The organism is Brevundimonas sp. LPMIX5 (assembly GCF_003576505.1).
In the GTDB taxonomy this organism is placed as follows: Bacteria; Pseudomonadota; Alphaproteobacteria; order Caulobacterales; family Caulobacteraceae; genus Brevundimonas; species Brevundimonas naejangsanensis.
Map to the genome: position 1 here is coordinate 68,132 of NZ_QWTZ01000011.1, position 14,622 is coordinate 82,753.

A 14,622-nucleotide genomic window follows, 5' to 3' on the forward strand; every position below is an offset into this window, starting at 1 on the left:
AAGACATGAAAACCCGCGCCGCCGTTGCGTTCGAAGCCAAACGTCCGCTCGAGATCGTCGAGGTTGATCTGGAAGGCCCGCGCGCGGGCGAGGTGCTGATCGAGATCAAGGCGACGGGGGTCTGCCACACCGACGCCTATACGCTGGACGGTCTGGACAGCGAGGGTCTCTTCCCCTCCATTCTGGGCCACGAAGGCGCGGGCGTGGTGGTGGAAGTCGGACCGGGCGTGACCAGCCTCGCTGTCGGCGATCACGTCATCCCGCTGTACACGCCGGAATGCCGCCAGTGTAAGTCGTGCCTGAGCCGCAAGACCAACCTGTGCACCTCGATCCGGGGCACGCAGGGCAAGGGCCTGATGCCGGACGGCACCTCGCGCTTTTCCTACAAGGGCCAGACCATTCACCATTACATGGGCTGCTCGACCTTCTCGAACTACACGGTCCTGCCCGAGATCGCGGTGGCCAAGATCCGCAAGGACGCGCCCTTCGACAAGGCCTGCTACGTCGGCTGCGGCGTGACGACGGGCGTCGGCGCGGTGGTCAACACGGCCAAGGTCGAGTCGGGCGCCAACGCCGTGGTCTTCGGCCTCGGCGGCATCGGCCTGAACGTCATTCAGGGGCTGAAGATGGTCGGGGCCGACATGATCATCGGCGTCGACATCAACGGCGACAAGGAGGAGTGGGGCCGTCGCTTCGGCATGACCCACTTCGTCAATCCGAAGGACGTCTCGGACGTGGTGGCCCATCTGGTCGAGCTGACCGGGGGCGGCGCCGACTACACCTTCGACTGCACCGGCAACACCGTGGTCATGCGTCAGGCGCTGGAAGCCTGCCATCGCGGCTGGGGCGAGAGCGTCATCATCGGCGTGGCCGAGGCCGGCAAGGAGATCGCCACCCGTCCGTTCCAGCTGGTTACCGGCCGCGTCTGGAAGGGTTCGGCCTTCGGTGGGGCGCGCGGTCGCACCGACACGCCCAAGATCGTCGACTGGTACATGGACGGCAAGATCGAGATCGATCCGATGATCACCCATACCCTGCCGCTGGAGCGCATCAATGAAGCCTTCGATCTGATGCATGAAGGCAAGAGCATCCGTTCGGTGATCGTGTTCTAAGAGAGGGGTTCAGCCATGGGCGACTGGAAACTGCCGTGGACGGGCGCCTGCCTTTGCGGGCAGGTGCGGATCAAGGTCGCCCAGGCGCCGGTGTTTGCAGCGGCCTGCCATTGCCGCGCCTGTCAGAAGCTGACGGGCGGCGCCTATTCGCTGAGCCTGATGCTGCCCAGCGAAGGGCTGACAATCGAGGGCGAGACGGAGATCGGCGGCCTGCACAATCCCGTGCCGGAGCATCACTTCTGCCCGTCGTGCAAGACGTGGCTGTTCACGCGCGGCATTGCGGGGGGACAGTTCGTCAACCTGAGGCCCAGCCTGCTGGACGACGGGGCGTGGTTCGTTCCCCATGCCGACACCTGGACGACGGAGCGTCTGCCGGGCGTGCAGTCGGGGGCCAGGGTCGGCTATCCTGAGTTTCCGCCGCCCGAAGACTATGGCGAGCTGATGGGCGCCTACGCCCGCGAGGGCGCGCGCCCCGACTGAGGTTGGACTGAGCAGGTGCAGCAAAGTTCGTTGCCAAATGAAACCTGCTCGGTTTAGCTGGCCGCGCCCGGCGAAGGATCGGGCGGATCTGGGAGGATCATCATGTTCACGCACGTCACCGTCGGGGCCAACGACCTCGAAGCCTCGCACAAATTCTATGACGCCGTTATGGGCGCGCTGGGTCATCAGCCGGGCACGCTGAGCGAGGCGCCGATGCCGGGCGTCTGGTATATGACGCCGCGCGGAATGCTGGGCGTGGTCAAACCGCGCGACGGCCAGGCGGCCTGTCACGCCAACGGCGGCACCATCGGCTTTTTCGCCAGAAGCCCCGAGGCGGTGGTCGCCTTCTCCGCAGCCGGGGTTGCGGCGGGCGGCACGGCGATCGAGGATCCGGCCGGGCCGCGTAATTCGCCCTTCGGCGTCATGCATCTGGCCTATCTGCGCGATCCGTCGGGTAACAAGATCTGCGCCGTGCACCGGCCGGGCTGAGGATTGAGACGATGAAGACGAAGGCGGCGATTGCGTCGATCATGGCCGCTGTGGCGGTCGGGGCGCTCGCCGCCTGCACGCCGCGCGGAGCCGATGCGCCCGCGCCCGCCGAGGCGCCTGCAGACGTCTGGGTCCGCAAGAAGGTGGTGCTGTATCTGCCGGATCGGGTGATGAAGGAGCGGGTCGAGATCGCCGATCTGTCGCCCTACCTGACGGCGGTGGATGAGGCGGTCGCCGCCGCCGCCAGGGCGCAGCCGACCCAAGCGGGCGCATCCGGCATGATGCTGCTGATGGTCAAACCGGGCGAGCGGTCCAGGGCCTGGGTCATCACGGGCGAGCCGGCGATGCAGCCGCAGGTCATTGAAGCCCTGACCGGCGCCGCCAAAGCGGTTCCGGCGCCGTCGGTGCGGCAGGGCCCGATTCTGGTCGGCCTGCAGTTCGACGCCTGGGGCGGCGGCGCCCAGCCCGAAGGCGCGGTCGCCCCGATCCCGCGCGACTGGTACGCGCATTTCTCCGAGGACGGCGGCGTCCTCGATGACGACTTCATGGCCAGGGTCTGGCCGGACTGATCTTCAGGAGTTGAGCTTATGGAAACGGTCAAGAGCCACGTCGTTCACGGCGGGACGCTGCGCTATCTGAAGCACGACAGCGCGACGACGGGCACGCCCATGACGCTGTCGGTCTTTGTTCCTGCGGGAGAGGGACCGTTTCCGGTCCTGATCTGGCTGTCAGGCCTGACCTGCACCGAGGACAACTTCACCACCAAGGCCGGAGCCTATAAGGCCGCCGCCGAGCATGGCGTCGTCATCGTCGCGCCCGACACCTCGCCGCGCGGGGAAGGCGTGGCGGACGACGACGCCTATGATCTGGGACAGGGCGCGGGCTTCTACGTCGATGCGACGGAAACGCCGTGGGCGCCGCATTTCCGCATGGAAAGCTATGTCACGGACGAGCTGATCGATCTGATCGACGCCCAGTTCCCGACGACGAAGACGCGCTCCATCTTCGGCCATTCGATGGGCGGGCACGGGGCGCTGACGCTGGCGCTGCGCCATCCGGAGCTGTTCAAATCGGTGTCGGCCTTTGCGCCGATCTCGTCGCCGACGCGGTGCCCCTGGGGCGAGAAGGCCTTCACTGCCTATCTGGGCGAGGATCGTGCGCAATGGGCCAGGCATGACGCGGCCCTGCTGATCGAGGGCGGGGCGGCGAAAGGCGTCTTCGACGACATCCTGGTGGATCAGGGCGATGCCGACACCTTCCTGACCGATCAGCTGAAGCCGGAACTGCTGACGGTGGCGGCGCAAAAGGCCGGTCAGGGGCTGACCCTGCGGATGCAGCCGGGCTATGACCACTCCTACTTCTTCATGGCCAGCTTCGTGGACGACCATGTGGCCTTCCACGCCAAGCGGCTGAAAGCCTGAGTGAAATGACCGACGCCGCCCCCGATTTCGATTCCATGTTCGCCGACCTGTGCAACCAGGTCGGCTTCTGCCTGCATGAAAAAGGACAGAAGAAGGTGATCGCCGCCCTGCCCAAGGGGCTGGACGCCGCAATGCGCGCTGTCTTCGCCGCCGAGGGCGTGGACGAGCCGAACGCGCCGGGCGACCTGAAACGCGCCGTGCGCGACTGCATCAAGGCCCATGTGAAGCGCTGAGGCCTCAAGGCCCGCCCGCCCTCGCGACGTCGAGGGCGGGAAACTACCCATATGTGACGATCATGGCTTGCGGGCTTTCATTGCTGAGCTAGCATCCCGGCCCATCGCTTTTTGGGAGGAAAGCCATGATGGATCGTCGCCGTCTTCTGGCAGGGGCCGCAGCGGGGGGAGCGCTGGCGGCGATCGGGCCGGTGCGCGCCCTGGCCCGCGCGACAGGGGCGCAGGACGCCTCGGCCGCCTTCAACGCCCTGATGGACCGGATCGCGCAGGAACTGCTGCTGAGCGATCCGGAAGCCCTCACCATGCTGGGCATGGACCGGGGGCCGATGGCCGACGCCCGCTTCAAGCTGAGCGACCGCAGCCAGGCCAAGGTCGAGGCGGACAAGGCGAAATTCATCGCCGGAATGAAGGATATGGCGGCGATCGACCGCGACGCCCTGCCGGCCAAGGAACAGATCTATCACGACGCCCTGAGCTTCTTCGGCGAGACGGTGATGGAAGGCTACGCCTTCCCCTACGGCGGCGGAATGTATCCCTCGCCCTATACGGTCAGCCAGTTGGGCGGATCCTATCAGCAGATTCCCGACTTCCTCGACAGCCAGCACCGCATCGAGGCGGCGGACGACGCCGAGGCCTATCTGTCGCGCCTGTCGGACTTCGCCCGCAGTCTGGATGACGAGCGCGAGCGGATGCAGGTCGACTACGCCGCCGGGGCCGTGCCGCCGGACTTCGTCATCGACCGCACTCTGACGCAGATGGAGGCCATCACCGGCACGGCGGCCGCCCAGTCGGTCATGACCCAGTCCATCGCCCGCCGCACGGCCGAGAAGAACATCCCCGGCGACTGGGCCGCGCGCGCCGAGGCGATCCTGACCGACGCCGTCTATCCGGCGATCCAGCGTCAGGCCGAGGCGCTGAAGGCGGTTCGCGCCGGGGCGACCCATGACGCGGGCGTCTGGCGCCTGCCGGACGGCGAGGCCTATTACCGCTTCGGCCTGAAGAACTACACCACCTCCTCGCTCAGCCCGGACGAGGTGCACCAGATGGGGCTGGAGCAGGTGGCCGAGATTTCCGCCCGCGCAGACGCCCTGTTGAAGGCGCAGGGGATGACGCACGGAAGCGTGGGGGAACGCATCGCCGCCATCGGCGCGGACCCGCGCTTCGTCTATCCGAACACGGACGAGGCCAAGGAAGAGCTGCTGCAGGAGTTGAACGTCCAGATGGCCGCCATGCAGGCGCGCCTGCCGGACTATTTCGGCCGCCTGCCCAAGTCGCCGTGCGAAATCCGGCGCGTGCCCAAGGCCATCGAGGCGGGCGCGCCGGGCGGCTATTATCAGGCCCCGGCGCTGGATGGGTCGCGGCCGGGCGCCTACTACATCAACCTGCGCGACACGGCCGAGTGGCCCAAATGGATGCTGCCGACGCTGACCTATCACGAGGCGACGCCGGGCCATCACCATCAGATCGCCCTGCAGATGGAGCAGCCGGACACGCCGCTGCTGATGAAGGTGATGGGCTTCTCGGCCTATTCGGAAGGCTGGGGCCTGTATTCCGAGCAACTGGCGGACGAGATGGGCGTCTATGAAAACGATCCCTTCGGCCAGGTGGGCTATCTGCAGTCGCTGATGTTCCGCGCGGCGCGGCTGGTGGCGGACTCCGGCCTGCACCACAAGCGCTGGAGCCGCGAGCAGGGCATCCGCTACATGGTCGATGCGCTGGGGGACAAGGAAAGCACCATCGCCACCGAGATCGAACGCTACTGCGTCTGGCCGGGGCAGGCGTCCAGCTACAAGGTCGGCCACACCACCTGGGTCAGACTGCGCGAAGACGCCAAGAAGCGTCTGGGCAGTCGCTTCGACATCAAGGGCTTCCATGACACGGGTCTGGCTCTGGGCGGCGTGCCGCTGACGGTGCTGGAGCGGACCATGAACGCCTGGACGCCGGTCTGACGGCGACCTGATTTCCCGGACGCGCCGGTCCTTCATTAAGCGTGAGTGTGGAGCAACGCCCGGCGCGGCGCGGCTTCTTTGGGGGGAGTACCTGAATGATCAATCGCCGCCATCTTCTGCTGAGCGCCGCTGCGACCGCCGCCGCCGCGCCCATGCTGGCCCAGTGCGCCGCCGCCGCCAGCGACGCCGACGCGCGCCTGAACACCCTGCTGGACGGGTGGTTCGAGGCCGACATCGACGAGGCGCCCGAGCGCGCCACCAACCTGGGTCTGGACAAGGACGCCCGCGCGGGCCTGTCGTCCAAACTCAGCGAGGCCGGGCCGGACGCCATCCGCAAGGACAGGGAAAAGGCGATCAAACGCTGGGACGAGCTGAAGGCCTTCGACCAGAAGGGCCTGTCCGAGGCCGGGGCGCTGAACTACGCCATCGCCGCCTTCGGGCGCGACACGGCGGCCCAGACGGCGCGCTTCGACTATGGTTCGGGGCCGGGGCGTCCGTCGCCCTATGTGGTGACCCAGCTGTCGGGCGCCTATTTCTCCACGCCCGACTTCATGGACAACCAGCACCGCATCGAGGACGCCGCGGGCGCCGACGCCTTCCTTTCGCGTCTGGAGGCTTTCGCGGGCGTGCTGGACGGCGAGACGGACAAAATCAGGGAAGACGCCGGTCTGGGCGTGATCGCCCCGGACTTCATCATCGACCGGATGCTGCCGCAGATACGCACCCTGCGCGACACGCCCGCCGCCGACATGGCCATGATCCAGTCGCTGGTCCGCAAGACCGGGGCGCTGAATCTGTCGGGTTATGACGCGCGCGCCGCCGCCCTGGTGGACGAGAAGGTCAAGCCGGCCCTGACCCGTCAGATCGAGGCGCTGGAAGCCATCCGCCCGAAGGCCGTGCACGACGCGGGCGTGTGGCGTCTGCCGGACGGCGAGGCCTTCTACGCCGCCGGACTGAAGTCCAACACCACGACCACGCTGTCGGCCAAGGAAATTCATGCCATGGGCGTCGAGCAGGTGGCCGAGATCACCGCCGAGATCGACGCCATCCTGAAGTCGCAGGGCTATACTCAGGGCGCGGTCGGCGAGCGGGTTCAGGCCCTGAACAAGGATCCGGCCCAGCTGTTCCCGAACACCGACGCGGGCAAGGAAGAGCTGCTGAAGTGGCTGAACGAACAGGTCGCTGCGCTGGAGCCCAAGCTGCCGACCGTGTTCGGCCGACTGCCCAAGACCCACGTCGAAATCCGCCGCGTGCCGGTGTCGATCCAGTCGGGTGCGCCGGGCGGCTACTATCAGGGGCCGCCGCTGGATGGCTCGCGTCCGGGCGCCTATTACATCAACCTGCGCGACAGCGGGAACTGGCCGAAGTTCGCCCTGCCGACCCTGACCTATCACGAGGCCTCGCCGGGCCACCACCTGCAGGTCGCGCTGCAACGCGAGTCGGGCGAGTTGCCGCAGTGGCGCCGCGCGGGCGGCTTCTCGGCCTTCAACGAAGGCTGGGCCCTGTACGCCGAGGCGGTGGCGGCCAATGATCTGGACGCCTATGCGGCCGATCCGCTCGGCCGCGTCGGCTTCCTGATGTCCTATCTGTTCCGGGCGGTGCGGCTGGTGGTCGACACCGGCATCCACTCCGAACGCTGGAGCCGTGAGCGGGCGGTCGACTACATGGCGGCCTCGGGCGCCAAGCCGCTGGACGCTTCGAACAGCGAGATCAACCGCTATTCGGTCTGGCCGGGCCAGGCCTGCGCCTACAAGGTCGGCCACACGGTCATCGCCCGCCTGCGCGAGGAGGCTCAGGCCCAGGACGGCTTCGACCTGCGCGCCTTCCACGACAAGGTGTTGGGCAGCGGCTCCCTGCCTCTGGCGGTGCTGGAAGGGCGGATGCGCGCCTGACGCGCGGCTGAGGCCTGAAACGAAAAACGGCCCGGACGTTTGCGCGTCCGGGCCGTTTCATATGCGCCGACGAACGGGCGTCAGGTCACGGCGCGCCAGGTGCTCGGCCACAGGTCCTGCGGAATGGCGGTGCAACTCGGCATTTCCTTTTCCTCCAGAAGGGCGAAGCGTTCGCCGGTCCAGGCCCAGACGCCCATGCGGCCGCAGTCGCCGATGCCGCGCCCTTTGCCGAAGGCGAACAGGGTCCGAGTTTTCGGATCGTAACGGCTGTTCACCAGTTCGTCGTGGCGGCTCATGGCCGTGGGGAAGTCAATCAGTTGAGGTGCGGTCCCGTCTGCAGGCGTGATGAAATAGACCTGCGTGAAATTATAGGCGCCCTCGCCGCACGGCACGCTCCACAGCAGTTTGTCGGACGCCAGACGGGCGACCTCGACATTCGGCTCGAACCGTTCGCCGATGCGGGTGGCGGCCAGGCATTCCTTGACCTTGGGGTGGGCCAGCAGCGCAGGCGACAGGTCATCCTGAGGCAGGCCGTTCTGGGGAACGGCGGCGGCCAGCGTCACGCGCGGCGCGGCGGGGGCGGCGGGCACGCTGGACGCGGGCTGTTCGCCGCGTCGGATCAGCGCCGTGGTCGTGCCCAGTCGTCCCTGACGCTCGTCGATCCACAGGAAGGCGGCGGCCGCCCCACCCAGGCTGACCTTCATCTTCTCGTCGCCGCGCCTCAGCGCCATGAAGGAGCCGGCGCCCAGATCACGCAACAGCTCGGCCGAGGGCGTGCGGAAGGCGATGACGTCGCCTTCCTCGTCCATCTTGGAGTTCTTGCCGGCATAGCGGCGGCCGTCGATCTCGGCGTAGACGTCGCCCTGTCCGGCCTCCAGCCCCCAGCCCCCCATGTGGACGACCGGCCGCGCCTGAGGGCCCGGCGCCAGGGAGACCATGACGAAGCCCATGTTTTCCTCAGCCGAGCCGAAGGCGACGCAGTGGTTGGTGTTGTCGCAGGTCGCCGTCCAGTCGCGGAACTCGCGCGTCACGCTGGGCGGATGGGCGTCGTTCTGAGCGGCGGGCACTACGGCGGAGGCGGCTGCGGCGGGCGGCTGAACCGCCGGGGCCTCAGGCGGGGCGGCGGCCTCCTGTCCCTTGCAGGCGGCCATAGCGAGTGGAAGCAGGGCGAGGGCGACGAACCGGAGGCGGCGAGGCGACATCAGGGATTCCATGCGTTGTGACCGACCGACGGCCTTCAAGCGTAGCCGTGAAGAAGCCAAGCGGCCAAGCCGCCGTTTCGTTCCGGCGCGGGTGTTCGAGCGTTGCGGCTTTCGTCCCCTTTGCGCCCGCGCGCGGGGGTCGCTATATCCCCTGCACTGAATTCCTTCCCTGATTTGAGAGACAGAGGCGTAAGCATGGCCAAGATCAAGGTCGCCAACCCCATCGTGGACATCGACGGCGACGAAATGACCCGGATCATCTGGCAGATGATCAAGGACAAGCTGGTCTTCCCGTACCTGGACCTCGAACTCGACTATTACGACCTCGGCATGGAAAGCCGTGACGCCACCGACGATCAGATCACGATCGACGCGGCCCACGCCATCCAGAAGCACGGCGTCGGCGTGAAGTGCGCCACCATCACCCCGGACGAGGCGCGCGTCGCCGAATTCGGCCTGAAGAAGATGTGGAAGTCGCCGAACGGCACTATCCGCAACATCCTGGGCGGCGTGGTCTTCCGCGAGCCGATCATCTGCTCGAACGTGCCGCGTCTGGTGCCGGGCTGGACCCAGCCGATCGTCGTCGGCCGCCACGCCTTCGGCGACCAGTACAAGGCCACCGACTTCCTGATGCCGGGCGCCGGCACCCTGTCGATCAAGTTCGTCGGCGACGACGGCCAGGTGATCGAGCACGAGGTCTACAAGTCGCCGGGCGCTGGCGTCGCCATGGGCATGTACAACCTGGACTCCTCGATCCGCGAGTTCGCCCATGCCTCGTTCGCCTATGGCCTGCAGCGCAACTACCCGGTCTATCTGTCGACCAAGAACACCATCCTCAAAGCCTATGACGGCCGCTTCAAGGACATCTTCCAGGAAGTCTTCGACGCCGAATACGCCGAGGAATTCAAGAAGCGCGGCCTGACCTATGAGCACCGCCTGATCGACGACATGGTCGCAGCCGCGATCAAGTGGTCGGGCGGCTTCGTCTGGGCGTGCAAGAACTACGACGGCGACGTGCAGTCGGACATTGTGGCTCAGGGCTTCGGCTCGCTGGGCCTGATGACCTCGGTGCTGATGACGCCGGACGGCAAGGTCATGGAAACGGAAGCCGCCCACGGCACCGTGACCCGCCACTACCGCCAGCATCAGAAGGGCGAGGCCACCTCGACCAACTCGATCGCCTCGATCTTCGCCTGGACCCGCGGCTTCAAGCACCGCGCCAAGCTGGACGACAACGCCCAGCTGGCCGAGTTCGCCGATACGCTGGAGCGCGTGGTCGTCGACACCGTCGAGTCGGGCTTCATGACCAAGGATCTGGCCCTGCTGGTCGGCGATCAGCAGTCCTGGCTGACGACCGAAGGCTTCCTGGACAAGGTGTCCGAGAACCTGAAGAAGGCCCTGCCGGGTATCGGCTGAGGCTTTTTTAGTCGGCCGCGGTCAGAAGGCTCCGCCTTGGCTGCTTCGCGCCGCCCTTCGGGTCTCGACCCGACGCGGCCTGGAGCCGCCAAGACATCAAGGCCCGCTGGAGCGATCCGGCGGGCTTTTTTGTTGGGCGGTATCGCTTACCTATTCCGCTCATCCCGGCGTCCGCCGGGATGAGCGGTGATCAATGTTTGCCTCACCCCATCGTCAGGTTCGCTTGGAAACGAGAGCCGGTGAAAACACGCATTGAACCGGCCTGTGATCCATGTCCCTAATCGCGTTGGGGATTTGGGGGACTTTGACGCCGTTTCGTCGTCGTCCCGTCGCGTTCGTAAGGCAGGGGAGGCCGATGAACCGCAAACTGATCATTCGTCTGGGACTAGCGGCGGGGGCCGCCTTCCTGATCGCCTATGCGGCTTCGCCCCTGCTGGCGGCGCGGTCGCTGGTTCAGGCGGCCAGGATCGGCGATGAAAAGGCGTTGGAGCGCCAGGTCGATTTCCCGGCTTTCCGCGCCAGCCTGAAGGACGAACTGAACGCCCGCATGATGGTCGAGATGCGCAAGGACAAACGCCTCGGCGACAGCGGCCTGTCGGGCTTGGGCATGCTGCTGGCGCCCGCCCTCGTGGGCGGGGCGGTCGACGCCTTCGTCACCCCTCAGGCCATCGCCCTGATGGTGCAGGAGGGGCGCGCGCCCAAGCCGGAGATCAAGCGCCCGGAGCGCACGGAACCTAAGTCTGAGGACAAGCGCGTGCGCCAGTCGTGGGGCTATCGCGACCTGGACACCTTCGCGGTCACCCTGACCCGCGACGACCAGCCGGACGAGCAGGTCTCCTTGCTGATGAAGCGCCGCAACCTGTTCCGCTGGAAACTGGCGGCGATCGATCTGGGGGCGTCGGAGTAAAAATATCCGCTCATCTCCGCGGGGATGAGCGGGTGGAGGGTTCAGCCCAAGAAAAAGGGCGGCGCATCCGGTGCGCCGCCCTTTCTCGTTTCAGCTTGTCGGGGTGATCAGCCCTTCAGCGCGGCCCGGATGGCGTTCAGGCCGTCCTCGGCTTTCGATCCATCCGGCGCGCCGCCCTGGGCGAAGTCGGGCTTGCCGCCGGCGCCCTTGCCGCCCATGGCGATGACGGCGTCGCGGGCCAGATCGGCCGCATTCACCTTGCCCGCTATGTCCGGGGTCGCGGCGACAGTGATGGCCGCCTTGCCGTCGGTGACGCCGACCAGGGCGACGACGCCCGAGCCGAGCTGCTTCTTGAAGTCCTCGGCCACGCCGCGCAGGCCCTTGCCGTCGACGCCGTCCAGAACGCGGGCGATCAGCTTGATCCCGCCGATCTCTTCCGGCGCGGCGTTGGCGCCCGCGCCGCCGCCCAGCGCCAGCTGCTTCTTGAGGTCGGCGACCTGCTTCTCCAGCGTCTTGACTGAGGCCTGCAGGCCCTCGACGCGGGCCGGAACCTCGGCGGGCTGGATCTTGAAGCCCTGGGCCAGGTGGCGGGCGACATTGGCCTGATCCAGCAGGAAGCGGCGGGCCGCCTCGCCGGTCAGGGCCTCGACGCGGCGCACGCCGGCGGCCACGCCGCCTTCGGACACGATCTTGAACAGGGCGATGTCGCCGGTGCGGAAGACGTGAGTGCCGCCGCACAGTTCGACCGAATAGGCGCCCGGACCCGACAGCGCGCGGCCGATGGTCAGGACGCGGACCTCATCGCCGTATTTCTCGCCGAACAGGGCCACGGCGCCCGCCGCGATGGCGGCGTCGGGCGTCATCAACTCGGTCGTGACCGGGACGTTCTGGCGGATGACCGCGTTCACCTCGTCCTCGACGCGGGCGATCTCCTCGTCCGTCATCGGGGCGTTGTGGCTGAAGTCGAAGCGCATCCGCTCGGCGTCGACCATCTGGCCCTTCTGGGCGACGTGGGCGCCCAGGACGTTCTTGACGGCGGCGTGGAACAGGTGGGCGGCCGAGTGGTTGGCGCGGGTGGTCGGGCGCGAGCCTTCCGCGACCGTGGCGGTCACGACGGCGCCGGTGGCCAGCGACCCTTGCGTCACCTCCAGCGTGTGAACGTGCAGGTCGCCGCCGTGCTTTTTGGTGTCCAGAACGCGGCCTTCGCCGCCGCTCCAGACCAAGGCGCCCTTGTCGCCCGCCTGACCGCCGCCCTCGCCGTAGAAGGGGGTCCTGTCCAGCAGGACCTCGACCGTTTCGCCGGTCGTTGCGGACGGGGCTTCGGCGCCGTCCTTGACGATGGCCAGCACCTTGCCCTCGCCGGTCTCGGACTCATAGCCGGTGAACTCGGTCGCGCCGTGCTGGTCGCGCAGGGCCAGCCAGGCGCCGGCCGAGGCCGTCTGGCCCGAGCCCTTCCAATGTTCGCGCGAGCGGTCGCGCTGCTCGGCCATGGCGGCCTCGAAGCCGTCGACGTTGACGGCGAAGCCGCGACGACGCGCCTCGTCCTGCGTCAGGTCCAGCGGGAAGCCGTAGGTGTCGTACAGGGTGAAGGCGGTCTGGCCGTCCAGCATGTCGCCGGCCTTGAAGCCGGTCGTAGCCTGGTCGAACAGGTTCATGCCGCGGCCCAGCGTGGTGCGGAAGCGGATCTCTTCCTGCTTCAGCGTGTCTTCGATGAAGGCCTGGGCGCGGCCGAGTTCCGGATAGGCCTCGCCCATCTCCTCGACCAGGGTCGGCACCAGACGGTGCATCAGCGGGTCCTGGGCGCCCAGCAGGTGGGCGTGGCGCATGGCCCGGCGCATGATGCGGCGCAGGACATAACCCCGGCCCTCGTTCGACGGGGTCACGCCGTCGGCGATCAGGAAGGCGGTCGAGCGCAGGTGGTCGGCGATGACCCGGTGCGACGGGGCGCGCTCGCCCTCGGCCTTGGTCGAGGTCAGCTCTTCCGAGGCGTGGATCAGGGTCTTGAACAGGTCCACGTCATAGTTGGAGTGGACGCCCTGAAGCACGGCGGCGATGCGCTCCAGACCCATGCCGGTGTCGACCGACTTCTTGGGCAGTTCGCGAACGATCTCGTCGTTCTCCTTCTCGAACTGCATGAAGACGTTGTTCCAGATCTCGACGAAGCGGTCGCCGTCCTCGTCCGGCGAACCGGGAGGGCCGCCGAAGATGTGGTCGCCGTGGTCGTAGAAGATTTCCGTGCACGGGCCGCACGGACCGCTGTCGCCCATGGCCCAGAAGTTGTCGTTGGTGGGGATGCGGATGATCTTCTCATCGGCGAACCCCGTGACCTTCTTCCAGATGTCGAAGGCTTCGTCGTCCGTGTGATAGACCGTGACCAGCAGGCGGGCGGGGTCAAGGCCGAACTCCTTGGTCAGCAGGGTCCAGGCGCGCTCGATGGCGTGGTCCTTGAAGTAGTCGCCGAACGAGAAATTGCCCAGCATTTCAAAGAAGGTGTGGTGACGGGCGGTATAGCCGACGTTATCCAGATCGTTGTGCTTGCCCCCGGCGCGGACGCATTTCTGCGAGCTGGTCGCGCGGTTGTAGGGGGCGGTCGCGGCGCCGGTGAAATAGTCCTTGAACGGCACCATGCCCGCATTGACGAACAGCAGGGTAGGGTCGTTCTGCGGCACGAGCGGAGCCGACTGCACCTTCTCGTGGCCGTCGGCGGCGAAGTAGTCGAGGAAGGTGGAACGGATCTGCTTCAGGCTGGTCATGGGCGTATCGCTCTGGAACTCGGGCGCGCGGAGGAAATATCGGAACCGGCGTCATATAGGGATTTTGCGCCGAACGCATCACTGACGCGTGATCATGGACGAGGGCCGCGTTTTTGCGTGGCCGGAGCTTTAATCGTGCAGGCGATGCGGCGAGACGATCAGGCCGTCCTCGTCGGCATAGAGCCAGTCGCCGGGGGTGAAGATGACGCCGCCGAAGGCGGTGGGGATGTCGATCTCGCCGATGGCGTCGCGCTCGGCGCGCAGGGGGATGGTCCCCAGGGCTTTGACGCCGACGTCCATGGTGTTGATGACGGCCGTGTCGCGCACGGCGCCGTGGACGATGACGCCCGCCCAGCCGTTATCGATCGCTAGTTTGGCCAGGTTGTCGCCGACCAACGCCCGCTTCAGCGAGCCGCCGCCATTGACGACCAGCACGGCGGCCTGTCCGGGGCGTTCCAGCGTCTGACGGACCAGGGCGTTGTCGTCCAGCACGCTGAGCGTGCGGACGGGGCCGTGGAAAGCCGTGACCTTGCCGTAGCTGCGGAAGGGAGTCTGGCAGACCTTCACCGCGTCAGAGTGGTCGTCGCACAGATCGGCGGTGGCGAAGGTCATGGGCAGGCTCCGGTTCTTTGCGCGAAACTTGCCCGTTAACGGTCATGGGAAACAAGGCCCTTGCGCGGAGAGGCGGGTTGGCGGCGTGCCTCAATCCCCGCTCATCCCGGCGGACGCCGGGATCCAGCAAGAGCACCGCGCGCCTCGCCATCTGTT

13 protein-coding genes are annotated in these 14,622 nt (G+C 67.1%); 10 read left to right on the plus strand and 3 right to left on the minus strand.

From position 1 onward, the window contains the following. Positions 1–5: 5 nt before the first annotated feature. The 8 genes from D1604_RS11270 (at position 6) to D1604_RS11305 (ending at position 7,576) form a co-directional block, all read left to right on the plus strand. Positions 6–1,112 carry an S-(hydroxymethyl)glutathione dehydrogenase/class III alcohol dehydrogenase gene (locus D1604_RS11270; RefSeq protein ID WP_119413354.1) on the plus strand — a complete coding sequence of 369 codons (1,107 nt, stop codon included), beginning with the start codon at positions 6–8 and terminating at the stop codon, positions 1,110–1,112. Between the two features lie 15 nt (positions 1,113–1,127). Next, positions 1,128–1,592, plus strand: a complete 465-nt coding sequence (locus D1604_RS11275) for a GFA family protein (RefSeq protein WP_024354554.1) — start codon at positions 1,128–1,130, stop codon at positions 1,590–1,592. Positions 1,593–1,694: 102 nt separating this feature from the next. Beyond that, entirely contained in the window at positions 1,695–2,081 is a 387-nt protein-coding gene (locus D1604_RS11280) for a VOC family protein (protein ID WP_119413355.1), read from the plus strand. 11 nt (positions 2,082–2,092) lie between these two features. Further along, positions 2,093–2,650, plus strand: a complete 558-nt coding sequence (locus D1604_RS11285; protein ID WP_119413356.1) for a hypothetical protein — start codon at positions 2,093–2,095, stop codon at positions 2,648–2,650. A gap of 18 nt (positions 2,651–2,668) precedes the next feature. Further along, positions 2,669–3,502, plus strand: coding sequence for an S-formylglutathione hydrolase (gene fghA / locus D1604_RS11290; protein ID WP_119413357.1), 834 nt, complete (start codon positions 2,669–2,671; stop codon positions 3,500–3,502). Between the two features lie 5 nt (positions 3,503–3,507). Continuing rightward, positions 3,508–3,735 carry a hypothetical protein gene (locus D1604_RS11295; protein WP_024354558.1) on the plus strand — a complete coding sequence of 76 codons (228 nt, stop codon included), beginning with the start codon at positions 3,508–3,510 and terminating at the stop codon, positions 3,733–3,735. 125 nt (positions 3,736–3,860) lie between these two features. Further along, positions 3,861–5,684, plus strand: a complete 1,824-nt coding sequence (locus D1604_RS11300; protein ID WP_119413358.1) for a DUF885 domain-containing protein — start codon at positions 3,861–3,863, stop codon at positions 5,682–5,684. Between the two features lie 95 nt (positions 5,685–5,779). After that, positions 5,780–7,576, plus strand: a complete 1,797-nt coding sequence (locus D1604_RS11305) for a DUF885 domain-containing protein (protein WP_119413359.1) — start codon at positions 5,780–5,782, stop codon at positions 7,574–7,576. Between the two features lie 80 nt (positions 7,577–7,656). Here D1604_RS11305 and D1604_RS11310 read toward each other — a convergent pair whose 3' ends face one another. After that, a complete protein-coding gene (locus D1604_RS11310) occupies positions 7,657–8,778 on the minus strand; it encodes a DUF1176 domain-containing protein (RefSeq protein WP_158584925.1) in 1,122 nt (373 codons plus the stop codon). A gap of 195 nt (positions 8,779–8,973) precedes the next feature. Between D1604_RS11310 and D1604_RS11315 the strand changes: the two genes are divergently transcribed. Together D1604_RS11315 and D1604_RS11320 are read left to right on the plus strand one after the other, a co-directional pair. Next, positions 8,974–10,194, plus strand: a complete 1,221-nt coding sequence (locus D1604_RS11315; RefSeq protein WP_024354562.1) for an NADP-dependent isocitrate dehydrogenase — start codon at positions 8,974–8,976, stop codon at positions 10,192–10,194. A gap of 355 nt (positions 10,195–10,549) precedes the next feature. Beyond that, positions 10,550–11,101 (plus strand): DUF2939 domain-containing protein, encoded by a 552-nt coding sequence (locus D1604_RS11320; RefSeq protein WP_119413361.1) that lies wholly within the window; start codon positions 10,550–10,552, stop codon positions 11,099–11,101. A gap of 107 nt (positions 11,102–11,208) precedes the next feature. Here the strand turns inward: D1604_RS11320 and alaS are convergent, their stop codons facing one another. Continuing rightward, positions 11,209–13,854, minus strand: a complete 2,646-nt coding sequence (gene alaS, locus D1604_RS11325; protein WP_119413362.1) for an alanine--tRNA ligase — start codon at positions 13,852–13,854, stop codon at positions 11,209–11,211. A gap of 129 nt (positions 13,855–13,983) precedes the next feature. Beyond that, positions 13,984–14,466 (minus strand): ribonuclease E activity regulator RraA, encoded by a 483-nt coding sequence (rraA, locus tag D1604_RS11330; protein ID WP_119413363.1) that lies wholly within the window; start codon positions 14,464–14,466, stop codon positions 13,984–13,986. Positions 14,467–14,622: the final 156 nt, after the last annotated feature.